Annotated in this window: 23 protein-coding genes; 2 read left to right on the forward strand and 21 right to left on the reverse strand. The window is 44.3% G+C overall.

The annotated features are described in order from the left end of the window. Positions 1–28: 28 nt before the first annotated feature. The 8 genes from nuoF to ACJJI4_RS02050 form a co-directional block, all read right to left on the reverse strand. On the reverse strand, positions 29–1,303 hold the full coding sequence (gene nuoF, locus ACJJI4_RS02015; protein ID WP_444926875.1) for an NADH-quinone oxidoreductase subunit NuoF: 1,275 nt from the start codon (positions 1,301–1,303) through the stop codon (positions 29–31). Next, on the reverse strand, positions 1,281–1,847 hold the full coding sequence (gene nuoE, locus ACJJI4_RS02020) for an NADH-quinone oxidoreductase subunit NuoE (protein WP_444926876.1): 567 nt from the start codon (positions 1,845–1,847) through the stop codon (positions 1,281–1,283). Before nuoE ends, nuoF begins: the two co-directional genes overlap by 23 nt. A gap of 145 nt (positions 1,848–1,992) precedes the next feature. After that, on the reverse strand, positions 1,993–3,798 hold the full coding sequence (nuoC, locus tag ACJJI4_RS02025; RefSeq protein WP_444926877.1) for an NADH-quinone oxidoreductase subunit C/D: 1,806 nt from the start codon (positions 3,796–3,798) through the stop codon (positions 1,993–1,995). Between the two features lie 36 nt (positions 3,799–3,834). After that, positions 3,835–4,482, reverse strand: a complete 648-nt coding sequence (locus ACJJI4_RS02030; protein WP_413664591.1) for an NADH-quinone oxidoreductase subunit B — start codon at positions 4,480–4,482, stop codon at positions 3,835–3,837. 18 nt (positions 4,483–4,500) lie between these two features. Further along, positions 4,501–4,914, reverse strand: coding sequence for an NADH-quinone oxidoreductase subunit A (gene ndhC / locus ACJJI4_RS02035; RefSeq protein WP_282934024.1), 414 nt, complete (start codon positions 4,912–4,914; stop codon positions 4,501–4,503). 712 nt (positions 4,915–5,626) lie between these two features. Next, complete coding sequence (locus ACJJI4_RS02040) at positions 5,627–6,100, reverse strand: CYTH domain-containing protein (RefSeq protein WP_444926878.1); 474 nt, start codon at positions 6,098–6,100, stop codon at positions 5,627–5,629. 108 nt (positions 6,101–6,208) lie between these two features. Beyond that, entirely contained in the window at positions 6,209–6,613 is a 405-nt protein-coding gene (locus ACJJI4_RS02045; protein WP_444926879.1) for an ACT domain-containing protein, read from the reverse strand. 426 nt (positions 6,614–7,039) lie between these two features. Beyond that, entirely contained in the window at positions 7,040–7,909 is an 870-nt protein-coding gene (locus ACJJI4_RS02050; RefSeq protein ID WP_444919210.1) for a LysR family transcriptional regulator, read from the reverse strand. 113 nt (positions 7,910–8,022) lie between these two features. Here ACJJI4_RS02050 and ACJJI4_RS02055 point away from each other — a divergent pair, with 113 nt between their 5' ends. Continuing rightward, positions 8,023–8,460, forward strand: a complete 438-nt coding sequence (locus ACJJI4_RS02055; protein ID WP_444919211.1) for a DoxX family protein — start codon at positions 8,023–8,025, stop codon at positions 8,458–8,460. Positions 8,461–9,498: 1,038 nt separating this feature from the next. Here the strand turns inward: ACJJI4_RS02055 and ACJJI4_RS02060 are convergent. The 3 genes from ACJJI4_RS02060 to gcvA all read right to left on the reverse strand — a co-directional run bounded on the left by ACJJI4_RS02060 (position 9,499) and on the right by gcvA (position 15,620). Continuing rightward, positions 9,499–10,428 carry a DUF4124 domain-containing protein gene (locus ACJJI4_RS02060; RefSeq protein ID WP_444919212.1) on the reverse strand — a complete coding sequence of 310 codons (930 nt, stop codon included), beginning with the start codon at positions 10,426–10,428 and terminating at the stop codon, positions 9,499–9,501. A gap of 766 nt (positions 10,429–11,194) precedes the next feature. Then, complete coding sequence (locus ACJJI4_RS02065) at positions 11,195–12,064, reverse strand: ankyrin repeat domain-containing protein (RefSeq protein ID WP_444919213.1); 870 nt, start codon at positions 12,062–12,064, stop codon at positions 11,195–11,197. A gap of 2,626 nt (positions 12,065–14,690) precedes the next feature. Further along, entirely contained in the window at positions 14,691–15,620 is a 930-nt protein-coding gene (gene gcvA, locus ACJJI4_RS02070; protein WP_444926880.1) for a transcriptional regulator GcvA, read from the reverse strand. Between the two features lie 90 nt (positions 15,621–15,710). Between gcvA and ACJJI4_RS02075 the strand changes: the two genes are divergently transcribed. Continuing rightward, positions 15,711–16,460: an SDR family oxidoreductase gene (locus ACJJI4_RS02075; protein ID WP_444895008.1), complete on the forward strand. Its 750-nt coding sequence runs from the start codon at positions 15,711–15,713 to the stop codon at positions 16,458–16,460. Between the two features lie 44 nt (positions 16,461–16,504). Here the strand turns inward: ACJJI4_RS02075 and ACJJI4_RS02080 are convergent, their stop codons facing one another. From ACJJI4_RS02080 to ACJJI4_RS02125, 10 genes are all read right to left on the reverse strand, one after another. Continuing rightward, positions 16,505–16,738: a DUF5062 family protein gene (locus ACJJI4_RS02080; RefSeq protein ID WP_413664607.1), complete on the reverse strand. Its 234-nt coding sequence runs from the start codon at positions 16,736–16,738 to the stop codon at positions 16,505–16,507. A 453-nt stretch (positions 16,739–17,191) separates the two neighbouring features. After that, entirely contained in the window at positions 17,192–17,410 is a 219-nt protein-coding gene (locus ACJJI4_RS02085; RefSeq protein ID WP_444926881.1) for a hypothetical protein, read from the reverse strand. A 343-nt stretch (positions 17,411–17,753) separates the two neighbouring features. Next, entirely contained in the window at positions 17,754–18,374 is a 621-nt protein-coding gene (locus ACJJI4_RS02090) for a class I SAM-dependent methyltransferase (RefSeq protein ID WP_444926882.1), read from the reverse strand. Positions 18,375–18,840: 466 nt separating this feature from the next. Next, positions 18,841–20,106, reverse strand: a complete 1,266-nt coding sequence (locus ACJJI4_RS02095) for an amidohydrolase family protein (protein ID WP_444926883.1) — start codon at positions 20,104–20,106, stop codon at positions 18,841–18,843. Positions 20,107–20,894: 788 nt separating this feature from the next. Next, entirely contained in the window at positions 20,895–21,245 is a 351-nt protein-coding gene (locus ACJJI4_RS02100; RefSeq protein ID WP_444926884.1) for a hypothetical protein, read from the reverse strand. 60 nt (positions 21,246–21,305) lie between these two features. Next, positions 21,306–21,644, reverse strand: a complete 339-nt coding sequence (locus ACJJI4_RS02105) for a hypothetical protein (RefSeq protein ID WP_444926885.1) — start codon at positions 21,642–21,644, stop codon at positions 21,306–21,308. A 679-nt stretch (positions 21,645–22,323) separates the two neighbouring features. Then, the gene (locus tag ACJJI4_RS02110) at positions 22,324–22,527 is read right to left on the reverse strand and encodes a cold-shock protein (RefSeq protein ID WP_444919221.1); all 204 of its coding nucleotides are present in this window, start codon (positions 22,525–22,527) and stop codon (positions 22,324–22,326) included. An 837-nt stretch (positions 22,528–23,364) separates the two neighbouring features. After that, positions 23,365–23,715, reverse strand: coding sequence for a hypothetical protein (locus tag ACJJI4_RS02115; RefSeq protein ID WP_444926886.1), 351 nt, complete (start codon positions 23,713–23,715; stop codon positions 23,365–23,367). 119 nt (positions 23,716–23,834) lie between these two features. Next, on the reverse strand, positions 23,835–24,317 hold the full coding sequence (locus ACJJI4_RS02120; RefSeq protein ID WP_444926887.1) for a YcxB family protein: 483 nt from the start codon (positions 24,315–24,317) through the stop codon (positions 23,835–23,837). A gap of 669 nt (positions 24,318–24,986) precedes the next feature. Beyond that, positions 24,987–25,253, reverse strand: a complete 267-nt coding sequence (locus ACJJI4_RS02125; protein WP_444926888.1) for a hypothetical protein — start codon at positions 25,251–25,253, stop codon at positions 24,987–24,989. Positions 25,254–25,588: the final 335 nt, after the last annotated feature.

The following is a 25,588-nucleotide window of genomic DNA, read 5'->3' on the forward strand; positions in this document are numbered from 1 at the left end:
GTTGTTGTACTAAGTTAGTCGCGCTAATTTATTTATAGGGGCAACAACCGCCTTCAATATGGTCGATAAAATCCTGTTCAAAGAGTTTTAACGCACTTTGTATAGGCTCTGCAGCGCCGGGAGCCAGGGCGCAAAAGGTATTGCCGGGGCCAATACGCTCGCACTGTTCCCTGAGGAGTTCCAAGTCTTCTTTAGTCCCCTGGCCAGACTCTATTCTCTCCAGAATTTTGACCGCCCAGGGCAAGCCGTCCCGGCAGGGGGTGCACCAGCCACAGGATTCCCGCGCAAAGAACTGGGTCAAGTTCAGTACCAAGCCAACGGGGCAGGTTTTATCGTCGAGCACAGTGATCGTGCCGGTCCCCATACGGCTGCCGGCCTTGCCGATAACGTCGTAATCCATGGGAAGATCGAGGTGGTCCGGGCCGAGGAAGTCGGTCGATCCTCCACCGGGAAGAATGCCCTTCAGTTGCAGGCCATCTTTCATGCCACCGGCATGTTGTTCAATAATTTCGCGAATGGGCGTCCCCATTGGGAGTTCCCAAGCCCCTGGATTATTAACCTTGCCGCTAACACCAAATATTTTGCTTCCCGCATCGTCACCCCGGCTAAGGTTTTTGTACCACTCCACGCCGTGGCTAATTAAATGGGGAAGGTTGCACAAGGTCTCTACATTGTTAACGACGGTGGGTTTGCCCCAAAGCCCGCTGACCTGTGGAAAGGGGGGCTTGGCACGGGGAATGGCCCGCTTGCCTTCAAGGGCGTTTAGCAGTGCGGTTTCTTCACCACAGATATAGTTACCGGCGCTGCGGTGCAGACAGATCTCCAGATTAAAGCCACTGTCGAAAATATTTTCTCCAATCATGCCCTGCTGCTTGGCTTCATCGATTGCCTGTTCGAGCCGCTTTGCAGCCAGGTGGTATTCACCACGAATAAAAATATAGGCGTGAGAGGCGCCAATGGCATAGGCGGCTATAGCCATTCCCTCTAGAAGGAGGTGAGGGTCTCGCTCCATTAGCAATCGGTCTTTGAAGGCGCCGGGTTCCATTTCATCGGCGTTACAGACAACGTACTTTTGTTTGGGCGAATCTTCACCCCTAGGTACAAAACTCCACTTCAGCCCAGTGTTAAACCCCGCTCCACCGCGTCCACGCAGGCCTGCATCTTTTACTTCGTTGATAATATCGTCCGGTACCATGGTGATGGCTTTGCGCCAGCCCTGGTAGCCGTCGTTTTCCACATATTGCTCTATAGTGGCGGCAATATTTTCACTGGAAATATTTTTAGTCAGTGGATTTGTCAGCATGGTATTTTTTCTTCTTATCGATTAATTCATCAATACCTTTCTCATCCAAATGGCGGTGCATTTCCTCGCCAAGCATAAGGACTGGGGCTTTGTCACAATCTCCCAGGCAGGGTGTTTCCAGCAGGGTAAAAATCCCATCTTCGGAGGTCTCTCCAGGCTGGATATTTAAGCGCTCAGATATTTTTTTCTGCAAATTATCGCAACCCATAATCCAGCAGCTGGAGCTTTTGCACAGGTAGATCACTTCCTTGCCTACTGGTTGGCGGAAAATCAACTGGAAGTAGGTGGCGACACTCTCAAGTTCTGCAACGGGAATATCCAGATAATTGGAAATTGCCTGGAGGCTCTCATCGGAAATCCAGCCGCGATGTTTCTGTACAATCCGCAACGCCTCGAGCCCCACTGAAGTTTTTTCGTGGTAGAGGGTGGCTTCCTGATCAATTTCCTCTTTTTCTTGTACTGTTAAGGTCGCCAGGTTGTCTGCTGAATTGCTATTGCCTTGCTCCATTACTTCAATCAATTCCGGTTCTAGTAAGCTGGACATAGTCGCCCCCGAGATAGAACTTGCGGAGGTTTCGTTGAGGCGCTGCTGCCATCTGTGTGTGCGATGGCTGAAACGCTGGGTGTATTTCCGTGCACTTTTCTACTCCGCTGCTATACGGCCCTGTGCGTGCCGTAGTTTTTTATTGTTATCTGTCCACATCCGCCATGACGAAGTCGATGCTGGCAATAATGGCAATAAGGTCAGCAATCAACAGTCCGTTGGACATTAACGGAATCATTTGCAGGTGTGGGAATGAAGGGGTGCGAATTCGGGTCCTGTATGAGGTGGTCCCCCCATCACTAATGATTTGGTAGCTGTTGATTCCTTTAGTGGCCTCAATGGGATAACACACTTCGCCGGCTGGCATTACCGGTCCCCAGCTGTTATTCACAAAGTGCTGAATTAAAGTCTCGATATCCTCCATGGTGCGGCCTTTTCGTGGAGGGGTAGTCAAAGGGTGGTCCGACTTATAAGGGCCTGCAGGCATATTTTCCAGGCACTGGCGGATAATCCGCAGGCTCTGCCATATCTCGTCCACCCGGACCCGGCAGCGGTCGAAACAGTCCCCACCATCGTAGCTGGGAATCTCGAACTCGAACTGATCATAGCCGCTGTAAGGGCGTTTCTTGCGCAGATCCCAATCCAGGCCCGTGGCGCGAAGGCCTGGCCCGGTAACCCCCCACTCAAACGCCTCCGCCGTATCGTAGACACCAATGCCGCGGGTGCGGCGTTGCAGGAGTTTATTTTTAATCACCATGCCGTCGTAATCGGCTAATCGTGCGGGCATATAGTCGAGAAAATCCCGCACCATCTTGTCCCAACCCTGGGGTAAGTCCTGCACTACACCGCCGATACGGAACCATGCCGGGTGCATCCTGCCGCCGGTAATGGCCTCAACTATTCCAAACAGTTTTTCCCTATCGATAAACATATAGAACACGGGAGACATCTGTCCCACGTCCTGGGCAAAGGTGCCAAAAAATACCAGATGACTGGATATGCGGAAGAACTCGCACATCATCACCCGTATCATCTGTGCGCGTTCAGGGACCTTAATGCCGGCGAGTTGCTCCAGTGCCATCACATAGGGCAGGTTGTTCATGACACCGCCGAGGTAATCGATACGGTCAGTGTAGGGCACATAGGTATGCCAAGCCTGGCGCTCGGCCATCTTCTCCGCACCGCGATGGTGGTAACCGATATCTGGCACTGCATCGATAATCTGTTCACCATCCAGCTGAAGGGCTACACGGAATACCCCGTGTACACTGGGGTGATTCGGGCCCAGGTTGAGGAACATAAACTCTGAGTCTTCATTACTCCTGGCCATGCCCCAGTCTTCCGGCCGGAACAGCAGGGCGTCTTGTTCTTTGCGTTCCTTCTCTTCTGACAGACTAAATGGGTCGACTTCGGTAGCTCGGGCGTGATGATCCTTGCGCAGTGGATGCCCCTTCCAGGTCAGGGGCATCATGATTCTCTGTAAATGGGGATGACCGGGAAAGTCGATACCGAATAGATCCCACACTTCCCGTTCATACCAGTTGGCATTCTCCCAAACGGCAGTAATAGTCGGTGCGCTCAGATCACTCTCGGGAAGAGCCACCTTGATACGAATAAATAAATTGCGGGTAAATGAAAGTAGTTGATATACCAGGGTGAAATCGCTGGAAGGCTGTTTTTCGGTTCCCTCCCCACGGTTGACCCGCAGCCGTTCGTCGATAGCACTCAGGTCATACAGCATTTCAAATGGCTGGGTGATATCCCGCTTGAGAAAGAGTAAAAGAGGGATCAAGGCATGTTTCTCGATCCACAGTGTGGGCATATCATCACAGTGTGGCTGCCACCAGAACGAGTGAAGCTTATATCCGGTGTCGAGGTCCCGAATAAATGCCTCTGCTGCTTTCCTGTAGGGAGTTGCTGTGTGGACAGTTTTCGCAATTACGCCAGTCATTGGCTATTCCGTTGTTTTTTTCTTATTCCATGAAGCCTAAACACTGTCGGGCGCACGTAGCATGTCAGCTTTCATACGTTCCTCCCTATGGAGATCACGCTGACTGGGCTTTGGAACCTTGTGAGTTCCTTGATCATCCACAACCCAGCTGAAGGCTCGTCTCTCCGCAGCCACCGACTTTTGCAGCAAGGTCAATCCCTGCAGTAGAGCCTCTGGGCGTGGTGGACAGCCGGGCACATAAACATCGACCGGGAGAAACTTATCGACTCCCTGAACCACACTGTAGATATCGTACATACCGCCGGAATTTGCGCAGGAACCCATGGAGATGACCCAACGGGGTTCGATCATTTGCTCGTAGAGTCGCTGTACCACTGGTGCCATTTTCAGGAAAACTGTCCCTGAAATTACAATTAAATCCGCTTGTCGCGGGGTTGCACGGATGACCTCAGCGCCAAAGCGGGAGATGTCGTGGCGGCTGGTGAAGGCCGTGGCCATTTCTACATAGCAACAGGACAACCCGAAGTTAAATGGCCATAGGGAATTTGAACGACCCCAGGAAACCAGCTCTTCGAGTTTGGTAAGGAGAATATTTTTTTCTAAATCTTGAGTGCTTATTTCTTCAGAAGGATTACCGCGTTCAGTGGCAATCAGGTCGTCGGCTTTGCTCAGCTTCCAGCGCATTATGAATTCTCATTGTTGTTATCGGGGTTTTTGGCGTTTCTCCAAACTCTTCTGGTATCCGCCCCAGTCAAGTGCACCCAGGCGCCACAGATAAATAAGCCCCACCAGCAGTATCACGATAAATACGGTCGCCTCGATAAACCCGAGCAGGCCAGTTTCATAAAATGCGATGGACCAGCTAAACAGGTAAATCGCCTCCAGGTCGAAGACGATAAATAGGATGGCAACAAGGTAATAGGCGACAGAGAGGCGCAGGCGCGCATTGCCCTGGGAAACAATACCTGACTCATAGGGCTCATCGGTAGCCGGATCTCTGCGTTTTTGACCGAGAAAATAGGAAAGGCTGAGCATTAAGGTAATTAGGGCAAATACGGCCAGGCAATAAACAATCAATGGCCAAATCTGAGGAGTGAACTGATCCGGGTAATTCAACTTCGCTCTCCCATGTTTCTGCGGGCGAAGCCCGTATCAATCACTGGTCTTGCAGTAAAAGGGCAAATCAAGAATTCTGATTTTGAGGGTGCTCTCACGCAAGAAGAGATAATTTGAAAAACGATTATTGCTTTTCTGCGAAATTTTTTAGTTGTCGGTAATCCCATTCGCTTGTCTGATTTATAAATCGTTGCGGGAGATAGCGCCAGTGGTGCGAAGGAACGTTTAATTCTTATGTATATACTTTTTATTCGGTAGGGTTATGTAATGTCTTGCGACAGCTGAATAAATGAAAATGTGCGCCAGTTTTCAGAAGGTGAAGGAGGGTCCTATAGTTCTTAAACTATTCCTCTGATCAAAAGCAGATTGAAGTTTTTAGGGTTACGCAGTGCTGGACTTAGAGTGCGGTGTCATTGGCTTGTCTGACACCTAATAATGCCATCATAGCGTACTCCACTTGCGGTTCTGTATGGGACTTTCCATTTCTCATGGGAGAGGTAGTTTGGCCAAGCAAGTACATTTATCCAATTCTTTTCGGTATTTCTAACAAGATACATATCGCTTGCGTTAAATTGAAGTTTGTACCTACGGAACCCTTCTATGGCTGGATTCATAGTGATTTACTCATGATGCCTCGATGAGCCGAGGAAAATACAGAATTTATTTTGTGATTAGCTCAGCGAAGCATGTGTCAATGTTGTGCACGTTCTAGTTATGATTTGTCCCAATCTTTAAATGGAAAATCTAATAAATTGGAATTGTAATATTTTGGATCTCCAGTAACCTCTTTATCAATCCACTCCGGCAACTTCACATTCTCAGATTCACTTTGCATCTCGACCTCAGCAACAATCAAGCCGTCATTATCCCCATGAAAGATATCTATTTCCCAAGTGTGTTTTTCGTACTCTACTATGAACCTCGTTTTATCTATGAGGGGACCATCACATAGCTCAGTAATCATTTCATTTGCGTCTTCAAAGGGTATTGGATACTCAAACTCAGTCCGTGTAATTCCTTTACTTTCACCTTTCAATGTTAGATATGCATGATCTCCGGTTACGCGAACTCTGACTACAGCTTTGGACTTCGTACTTACATAGGCTTGTTTGATTCTCTTTCCACCTGTAAAAGAAGCAATAGCCTTTTTATCTACTAAGAACTTCCGCTCAATTTCCTTTGCCATACTTTCTCATTCCTAAAATCTTAACATCTGCTTAATAGGCATATACGAGGTGGTCAAAATCTGACACGCAGCGTAGTAGTCAGCCAGTATATGCCCTTGTTGGAGCACTTATAAGCCGTTTTTGCCGACTTCTTTCAATGCAATTAACGCTTCCTTTGCTTTTTCTGATTGTACAAAAATATGGTCATGGAAGTATGCTGCAATTACATTTGCGCTAATACCCTTAGAAGCCAGTTTGTTTGAAACAGCGGCTATTAATCCAACAGCCTCTAAACTAGAATGTACGGTTAAAGTTATTTGCTTATAAGTATTCTTAAACTGCAACCCCTCACGGCTTGCGATACCTTTTGTTAAGACAAGTGTTAATCCTTCTTTTTCGTTGAAGCTCGCAAGTGGGTTCCATTCAATATATTGAGCTAGTGAGCCTGAAACAGTGCAAAATACAAATTCATCTTCAATAAGTTCGGGATTCATTTTGCTCAAAAGACGCTCTAGTTCTAGTATTCCTGACATTGCTTGATAATTCCAAATTCTTGCTTGTACAGCAAGCGCCAATCAATATGGAGCATGGCTGCAAAATGGTGGTGGTCCAACAAATACTTGTTCTTGCGATCGTGCTTGGCTTTGTATGGTTGTTCTTGCCTGATTCTTATACTGAATTCCTTTTTGTTAGCGGGAAATTAAAGCCCATATTCAATGGTAACCGAAGCCCTTGATTTGTAACATATTGTTTGATAGCCAGCCTATCAAAGCCCGCATAAACAGGGAATTATCAGAAACCTATTAAGCGTAAATTGCATAGTCAGGTTTGGACTTGAGGCGGAAAAATAAGATGACAAGAGAATGAAGAAGAGATAGAGGAACCTTTGGTGTTGTAACATATCGTCATACATAGGATTTTATCTCCCCCTGATAGTTCCATGCATAGGAACATGCAAATCATTGAACTTTATAATTTTCCATTTTAGTAATTAAGAAATCCCAAAAAGCCTTGATACGTGCTGTGTTTCTCAGATCCTTATTAGCAAGAATCCACAAAGATGAGTTGTACTTAGCGTCCAGTTGATAGAGTTCAACTAGAACGTATGAGTCATCAGTTGGTAACAAGGCTATCCCTTGATCATTAAGCGCAGCGTTCAATGCTGTAGTGATAGAATTACAATGTATGGATTTAGCGTTGTGTTTAATTCGTTTCTGATACCAGTGCACTGCTGGGTTGTCTAAGTGCACGTAGTCAATAGCTGTTAAGCGTTCAATTTCGGACAACTTGAAAGGAGCGTTATACCCACTAACTTTCAAAAAGTCTTCAGAAGCATAGATGCTTAAGTTTACATCTCTCATTTTACGTGCAATAAGGTTTTCCGGTGCTGTATGACTTGCCCTAATGGCAATGTCCGCATCGCGATGCTCGATATCCAGAGCCTGCTCACTTTCAAGGATCTCAAACTCAACGTCGGGGAATGACCTCCGGAATTCACTAACCCACTCGGGCAAAGTGGTCGTTGCCATTGTTGAGGGTGCGGTAACACGAATTAAACCTTGAACTTTATCATGTTGCAGAGAACTTTGAATGAGGATGCCATCGGCCAATGACTCCATTCGTTTGGCACTATCCAAAACAGTTCGCCCCGCCTCAGTCAGTTGGTAGCCGCGACGACTAACAATAAATAGCTGCGTTGAAAGATCGCTTTCAAGCTGCTGGATCCGCCTCCAAACAGTGGTTGAATTAACATTCAACTGCCTAGAAGCCGCCTTTAAGGTTCCTTTCTCTGCAAGCGCGATAACGACCTTCAAATCGTTCCAATCCATGACATTACCCTGACGTTGCATTCATGCAATGGAAGTTTGCCTTTTTGTCTATATAACTGCAACAAGAGAACAGCTAGTCTGTGCTCGTCATTTAACGAAATAGGGTTCCCTTCATGAGAAAACAGGTAGTCATCTTTTACGTGGTCTCATCTATGTTCGCGGTGCTGATGATGATATCAGGCATGGCCAAACTAACAGGACAGGAAGCCATTGTTCAGGCAACGGTTGATTTAGGCTACCCGCTTTATTTGTTGAAAATCTTAGGAACCGCCTATTTGATTGGCGCGATTGCAATTCTTCAACCAAAGTTCAAAACACTTAAACAGTGGGGATATGCAGGCTTCTCGATAGCTCTGATCGGGGCTTCGGGATCGCACCTACTGGCCGGGCAAGCGCTCAGCACCGCTTTACCAGCTACTGTCCTATTGGCCGTTTTAGCGGTTGTTATAACCTTGAATACGAAACTGACTCGCCTTGATTTTTCAGATGAGGAAGACAGCAATAATGTCTCTCCAACGCAAAGAGGAATATCAGAGACCAATAAGATATGACCAGTTATGGTGTATTAGATAGAGATATAGGCGCATCTAGTTGATTGATCTGAAAAAATTAGCAATCAACAGGAGTATATCTCCATGGGAGATGCTAATGACGTGTCACTGAGAAAAACGGCGTCATCTGACATGCTTTAAGACTTCGCGAAAGATGGCGGAAAAGCAATACAGACAAGGTCAATCGAACTGTTTGATCAATGCCACTCATTGAAGCCGGGAATGCTAAATTTTCTGTTATGCGCAATGGCGTTGATAGGCATTAGGGAAACTAGCAGTTTCTTCATAATAACATATAACTTTGTCAGTAAGGGCGGGCAGAGTATAGTATTGGTCGCCCAGCCTGACGATCAGTTGCGTAAGTTTGTTTAATCTAGCTATGTTTTATCATTGCCAGCCCTTGAATAAATGTCAATAAATTCGACTCTACACTTGTCTCTGAAAACTCTGAAGAATAGCCTTTAATAAGAATAAAATCCGTGAATAATTTATTGCCTAAATCATCTTAATGGATAATTCTAAATCCTGTCTAAACAGTATTAAGAAAGGATTACAAGGAACCGAAAAGCTGCCGGACAAACTTGTTTACTGTGTTTATGAATGGCGAAAAAGGCATGGCTTTTGCTAATCACCAAAGGATTCCGCAATGTATAGGCTTACATATCGGCGAGCGAACTTACAGATTGGAAAATTGAACGGTAAGGAAACTTTAGCACTTATAAGTATCGTGCCAATGAACCGTGATAGCAGTAGCTTTCATAGTGAACGATACATTTGAGAGGGAAGGCATCGCGTATATACGGTTCTGTTTCCCTATATCATGTCGGCCATACAACATTATCCCAAATTATTGCTGATGTATAAGCGACTGTTGGAGGTTGATAAACCTAGAAAGGTTGCCCTTATTGTTTGCCTGAGAAAGTAGCTAATAATCCTGGATGTCCCGGTAAAAAGTAATGTCTATTAAAGTGAAAGTATGGTTTAAATTTTGATGAACAACCATACCCACTTGTTATGTAGCTAGCTGTAGGAGTTTAGTTAAAGAAACTCAATTATGTCTTTACTTTGATTCTTTATCCAATTTTGCCATGTAACCTCTAGCGCCTTAGCTCCTCCAATATAATTATCGTTGACAAGATAATAAGATAATTTACGATTTCCTCGCTCGAACTCATGCATTAATCGAATGACAAAGCTACGATTTGGCGGTGTAGAGAGTAAGAAATAAACGAATTGACCTGCTTGACTTTGTAAGCTCTTTTCCTTATTCGTTAACGTGTGGCGCCACTCACTACTTGGTAGTTTTAAGAATACAGAAATATTGGTTAAATTCCTATTTCTTTCTGCTCGATCTACGATCTCCCTATTGCCTTTATGGGGCGCAATGTAAAGCCCTGATTTTTTTCGACCTAATGTCTCCATTTGTTCTGCCAATCCTTCATTTAGCCAAGCAGGAGCGTATGGCATAATTGTATCAACTATTGCGTGACTCACTTCATGTCTTATTGTTCTGAAGGTACCTTTTCTGTCTTCTCTAATGTAGACAATTATTTGATTTTCCTTTGGGAAATAAACGCCATAAGATGAAGTTAAATTACTACGATTGTTTTTTATTAAATATTTTCTGTACTCTTTTTTATCCTTGAGTATCAATATGTTAACTGGTACAGTTTTATACATATCAAAATACAGAACTCGATCAAAAAATTCATAAATATAATTTACCCCGTCCACAATATGTTTATGCTCTTCTGGCGTAATATTTACACCCATCGATTTAACGCTGATATCAAATGGTGACCATTCAGATTTAAACTCATCTAAAACAAGGACCTCCTGGTCTATTTCATTAAGCTTACGATCACCAAAGTGAACTTTTCCATTCTCATCAATCCACTTGTAAATTTCAGCATGTAATGGTAAGCAGATTCCTAAAATTAAATAACCAAGAAAGAAGCGAAGAAACATTTAATGTACAACCTCAAAGCATACAATTGAGTTTTTATCCAAGGTGCAAATCCATGTTAGACCAAAACCTAACTATACAGGATGTCTACCAAACGTGGGTAAGTCTTATACTTAACACCACATTCAGGCGCGATCAATTAGTGAGGCACTGATCATGCCAAAACGGGACCGAAACGAACCGATATAAATAGATGCATAGCTTTGAATAATTTCAATGTAATGGTTTGTTACCCTTTATTAATCTTGCTCAAGTGCACGAGAGGAGATCGCATTTTCTATTCAGTTGATGTAATATGACGCACGGACGTTATAGCCTGTATCTCCGTAGCCCCCCGTGATAGGTACGTAAATCTCTTTCGCTTGAATCCCAAGCAACTACACCCGCTAGTTTCCATTCTTGGTCTTCGTTTATTAACACTGGGCTCCCACTACCTTCTTTACCAGCCATACCTTCGAGTTTGATTGCAGTTTTAAGTGCATCTAAAACATAGGAAATTCAACAATCTTTAACAGTAGAAATTTTGTTAAACGCCCTCCGCAAGGTAGTAAGGTGTGGGCTCTTAGCTTTTGGCCCAGTATCTCCTCTGTCTGTGTCACCTTTACCAATTAACTCTAGAATTCTGGTTGGTACTAACTCTAGAGCGGCTGTTTGGTCATCAATTATAGGGGCAAGGACCACTCCCATCTATATTTGTAGGCATCAGAGCCCCTAATTGAACAGTGACGATTTGCGTTCCATTTATATTCCACAAATTCACACTGAAATTTACTGAAATCGATTCTCCAGCATCTTTACAGCTTCTTCAAAGTATTCAGCCCGTGCCAAGCCTAATGGGGTTATACCGTATTTATCTGGAGCATTTTCTATCTCCTTGCAGCTAAGAAGAATTTCGAGGCTGTAAGTGTCAAAGTCTCTAATTGCAAAATGCAGCGGTGTAGAGCCATCCTCAAAAGTGACATTTGGATTCAACCCCCAGCTAAGCGCTCTGCGTAGGCCGAGGTTATTATTCTCGCTGATAAGATATTTTAGAACTGGTAGTGTTTCTTTTTTATCCAGGAACTCTTGCAATTCCAACCCATTCTTTAGTAGTAAAGAAGCCATTTCGTCAGAAATCTCCTCATCTAGCATAATCTCAAGGCCAAAGTGGAGTACATACTGGCTTTCATCATCAGAAACCTCCCTAGTATTTAACTCAACTCCAGAGTCCAGAAGTAATTGAGCGGCCTTCAGATTGTCGGCCTTCATAGCCGTGTACATTGGTGATAGTAATAGACGAGAATGATTAGGACGTGCGCCGGCTTTTAGTAAAATTTCCACCACTTCATTTTTACTCTGATTAATAGCCACGCCCAAGGCTCCTAGTTCTCCATCATTCAGAAAGTTTACCTCTGCCCCTGCCTTGATGAGGACTTTTACATTGCTTTCCATGCCATAATATGAAGCCAATGACAATGCCGTGACTCCATTTTCATCGACATGATTTGGGTCCGCGCCTTGCTTAATAATTTTTCTAACTTGCCCGGGGCTTCCGTTCGCCGACAGATACAAAAGCCCCTTATTAAGGTCTTTTGCATATACAGACAGCGGCGAAAAAATCACCAAAATAAACAACAAAAAAAATCTGATCATCATCATTTTTCTTACCTGGTTCCAGACAATAAGTGCAATTGGTAAGGACGGTTCATCTGGTAGATTCGACACCTCCCCCGTCTAAGAGAAATGTATTGATGAGCTACTGCGAACCGAGCGATAACGAACGATACCAGATTTACAGCCTAAGAAAAGCCGGACACTTACAGGAAGTAATAGCTAAATTGTTAGAGAGGCATCCTTAGACGTTAAGTAGAGAGCTGCGGGGCAAAACAGGCTTGTGAGGACACCACCCAGGGCAAACATATAGGCTTGCAGACTTAAGATGCTAGTAAGTGTATAAAGTACAGACGTGACTAAATGGGTGTGACAACAAATAGATGATCTACTCAGAAAGCAGTATGCTCTCATCAGGTTGTACACCATTAAAAGAGATGTATGGGGCTGTCGTTACATCATAAGACGATCTATCAGCTAATTTTCTTAGATTGGAACAGTGGCTGAGACTTTTACAAGCATCTTAGGATTGAAGCATATCCTACTTCAATCGTTACGGTTAGTATGTTCGACGTGAAAAAATCATGAAAAGTGCAAGCATAGATGAGCGACCAACTACAGTTGATCGGGTAGATCGAATGGGTGAGATACCATTATAAGGAAGGGATGCAGTAGAGCTTTGATGGCTACGGTTGAACGCAAGACGTTATTTACAATTATTGTTAGGTAGCGGGTAAATGCTCAGACTTGCTAGCTGAAGCGGCGATTAGTTATATGGTGAGCTTTCAAAGTAGAATTCAAAACGTATTAAAATACGTAAATGGTCTTGAACTGGTCGGTCATAAAACGATTTCGGATTGCTGAGAGGCTGATGTGTTTGTACTTACCCATATTCACCTTGTGAGAACCGGGTTAATAGGAATATAAAAAGCGTCATTCGACAGTATTTTCCTTTAATAAAGTAACAGATTAGCCGGTTCAATTGAAATCGATTGTCTGAATAGTAAGGCATGAGTGAGTTGAGGACGGTGGTGACCAAATGAGTTATTTAGGGAGATGCAAGATGATCTACTTGCAGTTTAAACAAGGGTAGTTATTACATGCAGCTAAGTAATCTTTCCTTATACGTGATAAATACTATTCTGGGATTACTACCGTCCGGCTGAACAATCAGAGGAGCTGCTTACGACCCGAAGCGCCCTTGCTGCCATGAATTGCAATATTTCTTTTGTGATTTCATAGGTCGTAAACTCCGAAAGATACTTCTAGTAGTGATCGAGAAACTCTTCGATAGTTTTCCACGTTGCCTTACCTAGCTCAGTTTCAGTAATTAGAAGAAACTTACTAGTACAAAATTACTAACGAGCCTCACAGCTACGCCATGACGCGACTTCTAATATCTTCGGCAAGAACTTTGCTATGCTCGAGGAAATCCCCCTCAAGCAAGCAGATAAGATCATCTCCCTCAGGTCGGAACTTCAATCTAGCGAGCCAAATTTGTTCTGGAGTTGGATAAGAATGTAGTTGTAATAGCAATTGTGGATGATACTTTTTAGGTCAACGATTCAGATATTTCTCCTAGGTCGCTAGTCATAGAGAAAGATAACATCCAACTAAAAGATGACCGGTGTAATAAATAGGGAGTCTAGTAAAGGACGCGTTTTGTACGGATGGAACTTGCTAGGGCTGCTTGTTAATTGTGAACTCCACTATATACACTGAAGCCTCGGACTTTGTAGTTACTAAGAGCACTAGGGTGATCTAAAGTACAAGTATGAACCGATACTCTTGATACTCGCGGATATAACCATACTGACTGTATAGCATGGCATATCAGATAACCACCATATCCTTTACCTATAAAATCTGAAACTAAGCCAAAGTACACTAATTCAACATTCCCATTGCTTTGATACTGAAGCATATAGTATCCAGCGATACAGCCTTTAATGTGAGCCACTTAACTTCTGAGGTTATTTACTTCTGCGTAAGACCTCCATTCATCACTCGTCTGAGACAGTTTATTATTCCAGCTCTAACTTTCTCCAATTAATTGATAGTGGAATTTATCGAATCTGAAATATTTCATTTTAGCTTCTACAATTTCGGTATCCTGTGGGCGGGGTTTAGAAATAAGTTTACTTTTTGGCTTCATTTCTAAATAGTAAGTAATCATAATTTAGGGCTTAATGGCACTCAATGTTGCCAGCAAGAATCGTCAAAAGGGTGAGCAGACAGCTCATCCCAGCCTACGGTTAGGCGACTTTGTCTTGCCTAGTTATAGATGGAGTGCCCTGAATAACCTACTTGCTTTTAGCAGCCTACGTTGGCTGGCCACTGCCATATAAATTCACAGGGGAAAATACCATACTTTTCCCGCCAATTAACTCTTATTGGCACTCTATGATGGGGTAGCAAGGTCGTAGGGCTTATTGACTTAAAAGAAGAGTACTTGAATGAAACTTTGGTGCCAGTTTTCAGAAAATTTTTTTGAAAGTGGAAGTTAAGGTTTAGATAGGTACTTGCAGTAACTACAAACTATCTAAAAGTTGGATGCCACAATTATGTATTCCGAATTATCAATCCAATTCCAATTTGCATGAAGCCATTAACGTTTGGGGTTACCGGTAAAGCTTTGCCATGTCCAGCTAATTGATTGTTGTTGAGCGATACCTTATCCCTCTCCGGGCTTGCGTTGAACAGCTTGATTTACCTCGCTGAGTATAAAGTTACGAAAAGCCTGTACTCCAGGAGTATCAAGTTTTTCGTATGGGCAGACAAGATAATAAGAAAAGTTGGAATCAATACTTACATCGAATGGTTTTACGATTCTTCCAGATTTTAAGTCATCCTCGATTAGCGATATTCGGCCCAGCGCAACGCCTTGGCAGTTTTCGACTGCAATTGCGAGAGAGTTACTATCATTCATGACGCTACCTGATCGCGGATCGACATCGTCGACCCCGGCTGCTTTGAGCCACGATGCCCAATCGTCAAAATTATCTTCATGCAGCAAAGTTTGATGCTTGAGGTCGGAAGGCACTTTCAAAGGATTTTTGCCGTTAAGCAGCGAAGGGTGGCAAATCGGGCTTAAATCGAGCAGCAACGAAAGCCTGGTCACTGAACCTTGCCAGTTTCCGTCACCAGCTCGAATGGAAATATCGACGCCATCGTTAGTGAAATTGGCGAGAGCCAGGGTATGGTGAACATTCAACTGTATATCAGGGTAGGCTCTCCAGAAGTTACCTAACCGCTGTATTAACCATTTGCTGGCAAAGCTGGGGGTTACGCTCACGGTTACCACTGGAGATTGACTCTCGGCTTTGATGAGGTGGAGCGTATTTTCGAGTCGATCAAAACATGCACTGGCTTCGGATAACAGTTTTTTCCCGGCATCGGTAAGAGAAATCGACTTTCCCGTACGATGGAACAGTTTTACACCCAGTCTCGACTCCAAATTTCTCACTTGGTGACTGATCGCCGTTTGCGTAACGCTCAACTCCTTCGCAGCATCGGTAAAACTCATATGCCTTGCCGCAGCCTCAAACCCACGCAAGCCGGCCAAAGATGGTAAAGATCGTGTTTTGGTATGAATTAAACTCATAAGTGCATGTAATTATATCCTTTTTCTACCGATTTTAAAGATCGTATATTGATCTCCACCCATGAATTATTTGCACTAGAGGATAGCGTAATGTCCGAAACAAGAGTTGCTATTATGACTGGAACTGGTCAGGGAATTGGTGCCGGCTGCGCCCGCGAAATGGCTAAGGCGGGTTACAAAGTCTCGTTGATGTCCCCTTCCAACCGCAGTGTTGAACTGGCCAAGGAATTAGGTGGTATAGGGCGGCAGGGTTCGGTTCTCGAAACCGCAGATCTGCAAGCAATGGTCGACGACACGATGCAAACCTATGGCCGTATCGACGCCGTCGTTAGCAATATGGGCCATGGTGGCGGGGTGCCGGAAGAAATTAAAACAGTAGGGTTCGATCCTGATTTCAACGGCCCCCTACTCGAGCTAAGTGATGATCTCTGGCATGAAAGCCTCGATATGTACGTGCTCAATGTTGTCAAGCTTGCCCGTATCGTCACGCCGATTTATATCGAGCAGGGAGGAGGGGCATTCGTCAATATTTCTTCAATGAACACGGTTGAGCCGAGAGCGCCTTATCCGATGAGCATGCTGCGTGGCGCTTTACACAGTTTTGCCAAGCTCTATGGTGATCGTTATGCAAGATACAATATTCGCATGAATAATTTAATGCCGGGCTTCTGTGAAAACGTAAACCTGTCGGAGTTTGCCCGCAGATCCATACCCGCACAGCGCACTGCCACGTTCGAAGAAATCGGGCAGACTTGTGTCTTTCTTGCTTCACATGAAGCCCGATACATCAATGGGCAAAGTATCTTATCTGATGGCGGCATGAACCGGGCGGTTCGCTAGAAACTAGTGGCTACCTGATTTAGTTGAAAACCCTATCAGAGCGCTCAGTACTTTGAAGCCCAAATTGCCAGCCTATGCATGATTGCCTTCTGTGATATCTTGTCTTCTGGAAGCGGTTGAATTACTTTATCGTGAACTAAAAGACGGTAAATATATTCGAGTTTCTCGTGAGCTGAATCGGTAGCTTCGAACTCGACAACTCCTCGCTTGGTTCCATATGCAGTACCGAGTGCTATAGCCTTTTTCACTAACTCTTTTTCGTTTTTGAGTTTCTTCATTATTGTGTCTCAAATAGGTTATCGATATTACGCACCTAATGTTTTTAGCAAAGGGAAATTGCAGAACCGCAGGTGTAGTAATTTTTCAGCTTACCTAAATTTGTTAAGGACTGAACCTCGGCACTAACTCTCCAAGTACGCCCCAACAATGGATTCTAATTCTTGAACTAACTCCGGGTCCATGTACTTGTATTCATCTGGAATATCTAAGACATGAACTGGCTTATGATCCAGCATTCTAGAGAATTCTGCTATTAGCCTATTTTTATGCTTTTGTTCCATGACGAATATCACGTCAGCCCAGCGAACATCCGCTGAACTGACTGTTTTTTTAGCTCGCGGGCTGGTACCAGCAGATTTAGCGTTGAAATCAGGGTGTTTTCTCCAAATGGCTTCAGCTGTAGGACTACGCCACTGATTCCGGCTACATATGAATAGGAGATTTCGCATATCTTAATCTTTCTCAGGAAGCTCAGTATTTAGGATTTGAAGCATAGTTCGATTGGGGTACTCGATCCCTAATTGCTGAGCTCTACGAAGCTTTTCAGAGCGTGTATACATCAACTTCCAGTTTTTCTCCGAAATCCATGGCTTTTCAGTTCTAGCACTATTCTTATGGGGCTTAGCTTTGGTCTTGGATCTTCTCGCAGCCCTGCTTCTTAAATCATCCATTATTCTTTCCTCTATCAATTATCGGGTTCAGCAGCCGCGATAAAACGGAGAGGGCTCCTAATCTTGCGTGTGTTTAACACCTGGCGCGATGACGAAGCACATAATGCTGAGTCCAACAGCCAATTGGTACACCTAGCATGGGCATGGGCATGGGCATGGACTAATGGAGTTATAGCCCACTGTAGGAAGATTACCGTTCCATTAAATGCTAACTACTAGCGAATGGCAACTGCAGCATTGTAAGATCTTATGGAGAGGAAGCCGCTAGTAAAACGGAGATTCATTACGGATAGGGAACAGCCAATTGCGGAGCCGCACGATGGGTGGCATGGGGGGCTAGAAACTACCGGCTACCCGATTTAGGTTTTTTTTTCGCTACGATGGAGAATATATGCCAATGATGCGGTGTACCATCTGCAGTTTCTCCTGAAAGGTCATGTTCAGTCCACTTTAATAGCTCAAAGTTACTGAGATGTTTTCTTATCTTCGATTCATTCATAACTAGAGTATCACTCCAAAATGCGTCCTTATCATACTCAGGCCCAGCCATTGTGTCTTTCGGTCCTAGGAATGAACCACAAAAGATTCCACCCTCTGTCAAAGAGTTAGTTATTTTCAGCCAAACTGACTTAAAATCTTTTTCAGGACAAAAGAAAAGACTGGCATCAGCAACTACCAGCGAGGACTCAGGATAGTTAAAGGTATTAAAGCTATCCTTTGATAGAATAACCTGCTCATCATGTTTGAATCGTTTACGACATCTAGATATAGATTCATTTTCGATATCAAAGGCATGAACTGTGAAATCTTTACCGCGCAAATAAGCGATATCTGATCCTGCTCCACAGCCACAATCAACAGCAACCTTTCTTCCTTTTACTTCGCTAAGAGCAAAAATTAAATCTTCTCGAGTATCACTGTGTTCTGTTGAGTCATAATATTTAGAGATTTTTCTCGTTGACATTCCCTATCTCCGATGAGCAGAAACTCCAATGCCGCCAACAGCGGCCGAGCGTAGTGAGGTCCAGGCCCGAAGGGGTGATGCAGCTTGGCCTTGGTACGGGCAGTATGGGCGTGGACTAATCCCCTTTAGGAAGATCACCGCTGAATGGGCCCATTAAATGCTAACTACTAGCGGATGGCAACTGCAACGCCGCGAGGTCTTATGGGAACGAAGCTGCTAGCAAAACTACGAGCTGACGAATAGAAACATCCTGTATGGCTTAGCCTGGAGGTGAGGTGGCCAAGGACACCGAAGCTATATGATCAAAAGGGTAGAGTAAATGATATCGTTGCGTGATCGCTGGGTAGATACTCATTACCGATAGCGAGCCGTCCATTGCGGGCCCGCACGATGGGTGGTGTGAGGACCGGTAGATAAAAACTACCGGCTACCCGATTTATAAATCGTTAACGGGGGATCAGGGTATTTATATCGATGTCAGTTCACGTTTATCCAACGCAATTCGTCCTGATAGAACGACCATCTTGATATTTTTAAGGTCACGAATATCACTCCAAGGCTGACCATCGACAAGTAGTAGATCAGCAGATTTACCAACTTCAATGGTCCCCATTTGATCAATTAACCCTAAAGCTTCGGCACCATTTCTAGTGGCGGCTATAAGCGCTTTCGCATCAGGTAGTCCAGCATCAACCATGCGTGACAATTCATTGTGGTAGCTGTCACCAACAATCATTTTGCCTTGTGTATCAGTGCCAACACCAAATTGAACTCCAGCCTCGTGTAGGGCCGGTATATTCAGGTGTCCCTTGGGTTCTCGACCTAAAGTTGGCACATAAACTATATTGTGCTCGACAATTAATTGCATTGTTTCTGGGCTAATGAGATTGCCATGTCGCACACCATGCTCAATGGTAGTTATTCCAGCTTTAATAGCTTCATTAGTTTCTTGTGGAGAGCCTGTGTGTACCGCAACCCAAAGACCATGCTTGCGAGCTTCCGTTGTAATAGTCTGCAAGGTTTCCTTTGAGATGCGTGGTAACGTGATTTCGCCTTGTTCATTTGTATGGCCCTGATAGACGGCTTTAATACCGTCAATGCCTTGCTCAACCAGAGCAGCGATTTTCTCCTTTACATATTTTGGATCATCGGATTGCACGACCATTTGCTCGATCATCCGATTTGGTATTCTTTGAACCGGATGTCCACCAGGAGCAGTAAATATAGGCCCTGCAATAAACATATGTGGTCCAGCGACCTCCTGGTCGTCAAGTGATTTTTTTAGCTTATAAATTCCCGAGCTGGGATCGCCGACGGAGCGATAACTTGTAATACCTGATTCGATCAGCTTCCGCCTAACATCTGGTTGCAATCGGATCGAATTCCAAATCATTACAGGTAAGCTGCTCTCACTAGAATCAGCTTTACCACTGAAAAAATGACCGTGAAGCTCTATGAGGCCAGGTACAATTGATTTACCTGCTGCATCAACTTGAATAGCATCTATTGGTACTTCACAAGTATCTCCCAGACATGAAATTTTACCATCCTCTACAAGGATTCCAGGGTTCTCAATGGGCAACGTACCAGTACCATCAAATAAGCTACCATTGCTAATCCACATGCTTCTACTTGGTTGCTCCCAAACATATAGATTATGGTTGTAGGCGACTATAAATGCGATCCCACCAAGGACAACAAAGCTGGCAAAATATTTTAGGAATTTTATCAATTAGAATCTCCCTTATAATTATAACGCCCGACCACCGAGCAAATTTTGATAGCGGTTTGTGTGTAATTTCGCTTAAAAAGTGACAGCTAAAATTTATCCCGTGCAGCCACTTGATACGCCCAGTATGAGCGTGGACTAATTGGGGTGAAAGTCCCATGTAGGAGGATCACCATTTAGTGGATTCCATTAAATGCTAACTACTAGCGAATGGCAACTGCAACACCGCGAGGTCTTATGGGGAGGAGGTCACTAGCAAAACTACCAGCTGACAAATAGAAACATCCTCAAAGGCTTAGCTTGGAGGCGAGGTGGCCAAGGATACCGAAGCCGGGTGATCTAACAGGTAGAATTAATGATGCAGTTGTGGAGTGAAAGATCACGCTCCTATCTGGAGGGATCTGTTTCACTTGCTGCTGCGAAGCTGTCAGCCCAACCCGTTAGCTGACATCACGGGAATAGAGAATAAGTGGCGAACACAGCAGAGCCTCGGTCAGTAATGGCCAAGGTGATTAAACAGAGGTCAGCCGACGGCATAGTAGCTAAGTGCCTAGATTAATACCTTGGATACGGTCAAGGCCTCAATCCTAAATCCTCGCTCTAAAAGACAGGGCTAGCCTACCGATACGTTTTCAGTTGGATAAAGTTGAGGTATCGCACTGCCATGATACTCAACTCAATTGAAGAGCTGTTTGAGACTATCGTACGCTTGTAAGGATAGGGAGCTGCCGATTGCGGACTCGCACGATAGGTGGTGTGGGGGCCGGTAACTAGAAGCTACCGGATTTAGATCAATTAACCTTGATGAGCCCACCAAAACACCCCTTTGGCCCACCAACACCATAGGTATACTCGTATATTTCACCAGCTCTGACGGTTAGCTCAAAATCATTTTCATTGCCTGCGCACGACATAGTAATTGTATGTTTACCTGGGCTGACTGCTATAGGGCCATTTTTTGTATTTGCAGGTAGGCCATCAATGGCAGTCAAAGAAACCGTTGAACCGCCGCTTGTTATTGACCAAATATTGGTTGAGCCTGCCCTAATAAATGCTGATCTCTCAAGATCTTCCTTTGGGATAGAGGCTACGCAACCAGCTAGAAAAAATACCAGTGACAGTGCTATTAAAATACATCTCATTTTTTTCTCCTCAGATTTTACGCCCGGCTCAACTTTCGGGGGTTAGAATACAGCTGCATGTTATGGCCGGAGCTTTCCCTGTCGTTGAAGCCAGAGTGCCCGCTCTTGATCTTTTGATAATCTTGGCCTTGTAATTGTTATAACTATAAACATGTTCATTAGGCCAATGAAAAAAGTAAATGGATTTCCTGTTACAAATAGCAATAACGGTCCAAGTAGAAATATTAACCCAGCAGGGATAAGCCTAAGCTTAATACTATGGGCGCTAATTGCCAGCTTAACAAAACCTCCGAGGACTACCCCTGGAATAACCCATCCTAAAACAGAAACAAATAACTCCGGCGCAGCATAGAAGACTGCTAATGTTGGAAAAATTCCAATCAGTGTGGCTATCAACATGCCCCACAGGCTTTCTCATTTATTCAAGTTTCGTAATATCTCTTTTTCTTCTTGATATTTTTCTATTGTCATCTCTTACTCAATTACCAACTTATCCATAGCGCGTCAATAACCCGCAGCTGAAAAGTAGCGAAGCGGACTGTAAGCTGTTGGCCGCTAAAGTGCGAAGTTAATTGACTTGGTGCGCCCAGTATGGGCGTGAACTAGTGGGATGAAAGTTCCCTGTAGGAAGATCACCGTTTAATGGGCGCCATTAAATGCTAACTACCAGCGATTGGCAACTGCAATACTGCGAGGTGTTGTGGGGACAAGCCATTAGCAAAACTACGAGCTGTCTATCAGAAACATCTTGTAAGGCTTAGTCTGGAGGCTAAGTGGCCAAGGATACCGAAGCCGGGTGATCAACGGGCAGAGTAAATGATGCAGTTGTGTAACGAAAGTCCGCGTTCCTATCTGGGAAGATCTGTTCAACTTGCCGCTATGAAGTTGTCGGCGTGGCCGGTGACTCAGAAGTAGCGCATTGCCATGATACTTAGCTCAAATGAAGAGCTGCTCGACACTATCGTTGGGTAGATATTCATTATGAATAGGGAACCACCCATTGAGGACCTGCACGATGGGTGGCGTGGGGGCCGGTAGCTAGAAACTACCGGCTACCCGATTTATGCTGTTAACTATCTTACAGCAACTTTACATTGTTGGCGCACGGTCCTTTTTGCCCTTGCCCCACAACATATTCTACTTTTTGCCCTTCATCCAGAGATTTGAAACCACTCATTTGAATTTCAGAATGGTGAACAAATAGATCTTTGCTTCCATCATCTGGAGTAATAAAACCAAAACCTTTGTCACCGTTGAACCACTTTACTGTACCTGTACTCATACTAAATATGACTCTTCTTGGGTGATTGCTATTACCTATTTTCGTTATCACCATCACGAAAAAGGTTTCTTAATCATATTTACACATACGCCCAGCACATGGGAGGCCGAAACAGAGCGAAGCGGCGTGTAGGCCGTCCTGCCCATTTTTTTGCTGGGCTTACGTGCTGCTGCTTGGTGCTCCCCGTATGGGTGGGAACTAATGGGGCCCATTAGATGCTAACTGCTATCGAATGGCAACTACAATACCGCGAGGCCTTGTGGGGAGGAAGCCGCTAGTAAAACTACGAGCTGACGAACAGAAACATCTTATAAGGCTTAGTCCGTAGGCGAGGTGGATAAGGATGCCGAAGCTGGGTGATCTAACGGGTAGAGTCAATGATGCAGTTGTGTAGTGAAAGCTTAAGTTCTTATCTGGGGAGATCTGTTTAGCTGGCTGCTGTGAAGCTGTCAGTATAGCTGCTGAGTCATAAGTAGGCCTAAGCCGCTAACCACCGTCGTGGGGATAGAAAAAAGTGGTGGGACATGGCGACGCCTCGGTCACTAATGGTCGAGGTGATTAAAAAGAAGTCAGCCGACGGCATAGTAACCTAATGCCAGGATTAATACCTTGGGCAGGGTGAAGGCTTAAATCTAAATCCATGAGTTAAATGGCAGAGCTAACCTACCGACATGTTTCCAGTCGAATAAAGTTGAGGTAGCGCACTTCAATGATACTCAACTGAAATGAAGAGCTGATCGAGACCATCGTTGGCTCGTACGGATAGGGAGTCGCCCTTTACAGGCTCGCACGATTGGTGGTGTGGGGCCGGTAGCTAGAAGCTACCGGCTATCCGATTTAAGTTTTGGCTAGTTTGGAACATAGAACCTCGACCACACCAGCTGCATTAAAGTTTAATTTATAGTGGATCCAATTTTCACCTTCCCAGGCTTCACCCAGCTTAAGATGTTCTTTTACCCACTCAGAATCATGTACGGTGTGACAAGAATCAAAGCGCTCAGACTCAGAAATCTCGTATTCTGCATTTTGAAATTTAAACCCTAGCGTATTCTCGCACTTGATAGTGATGTGGTTTTTTTGCCAATCATTAAATTCCAATAGGAGGTCAGTACCATCAAACTTGAAGGTGATATCTTCGGCGTCTGCAACAGAAAAACCTAGATCTATGATTTCAATATTCTGACTCATAACTTCTTTGGAAACTTAACGCCTTGCCAAGCGGCGGCCCCGTAGGGTCGTCGCGTTTGGGAAACTTTTTATGTTTTGTATTATCTGCATTGTAGGCACGATTTTAATTTCTATTGAAATCAATGTTTACCCTTTATCTTGGTAACTATCTCATTAATTAATTCAGCAGGTAATAACGATTTAGATAAGTACTGCTGCCCCCCAGATTTAGCCACCAAAATAAGCCCTAAATCGGTTTCAATAATACGCTCGATATCTGCCCACGACAGAACTGTTATCGTATAAGGATTCTGTGTCTGGATTCCGTCATTATCTATGGTTAACTTCACTTCACTACCGGCACTTTTCCCAAGCATCTGCCGTGCTAACCACCAAGCTCGTCGATATCGAATGTGAATCAGTTCCAGCGCGCCTAATGCAATTAACGTACAACTTGCGATCTTAGGTTGCTCAGTAAATAACAGTAATCCCACACCAGAAGATAATAATAATGTAGGAAGAAGATAATTGGGCTTGACATTTTTCCCATAGGGTAGAGACTGATCATAGCATTCGGCAAGGTAATCTCTAGATAAGGTAAATTGAGTATTAAAAGGCTGCATAAAAACAACTTATTGTGTCTGGTAAATTTGTCGTAGCGCTACAGTGAGTGTCAGGGGATTCTTTAAGCTAATGTCAATTACGCCACATCTCTCAATAAGCCCCCAACTTAGCTCCACATAACGCCCTTAGCAACGGCAAATTACGGAATCGAAGGCCTAGTAATTTGTCCGCTTTCTTAAATTTGGCACACCCATCATGGGCGTGGACTAATGGGGTGAAAGTCCCGCGTAGGAAGATCACCATTTAATGGGCGCCATTAAATGCTAACTACTTGCGAATGGCAACTGCAACACCGTGAGTCCTGTGGGGAGGAAGTCGCTAGCAAGACTACGAGCTGGCGAACAGGAGCATCTTATATGGCTTGGCCTGGAGGCAAGGAGGCCAAGGACACCTAATCCGGGTGATCTAATAGCTAAAGCCAATGGTGCAGTTGTGTAGTGAAAGTTCACGTTCTTATCTGGAGAGATCTGTTTAGCTTGCTGCTGCGAAGTTGTTGGCGTGGCCGCTGACTCAGAAGTAGCGGACTGCCATGACACTCAGCTCAAATGAAGAACAGCTCAACACTATCGTTAGGTAGAGATTTATTACGGATAGGGAACCGCCCATTGCGGACTCGTATGGAGTGTGGGCCGGTAGTTAGATACTACCGGCCCCCGGATTTAATTGTTTTACTGAATACAACCACATTCCGCATTTATTGCATATTCGAGCAGTCTACTATTTTTAACTCTTGCATCCTTTATAAATTTTTCCACTATTTTTTGGGCATCTTTGTAGTAAAGCTCTAGATGACCCAATCCATGAAGACCACTTTCGATACATGCAAGATTATCTAGCGATAAAGCATATTCCATGACTTCAGCAACAGCTGAATATAGAGCATCTGAATCAGGAAGTTCCTCACAGTAGCTAAGGGGGGTTGTATCCCAAAGCATATAGCAAAAATTATTGAGTGGATTTCCTTCCTCAGAAAGGTGTCCGAGAGAATCTCGGCACCGCAAATTTAAACACTTTGAATACAAGTGCTTTAACGAGTGTATAGCTTGCAGTCGCTTTTCTAAAGAAGATGGACCATCTCTTAAATAGAAAGATAGATCTGAGAAAGTATTGTTAAAAACGTACTCTAATCCTAACGCTAACTGTCAGTCGCTGTACTGTGCTAAATCATTGTCATAATTATCAAACATGCGAATAATATAAGAAACCAATGACTCTCCGGAGATTCTAGGTTCATCCAAATCAATATCCCATCTCCACTCACCAAGAGATT

The sequence above is a fragment of the Microbulbifer maximicatervae (SeqCode) genome (assembly GCF_052467305.1).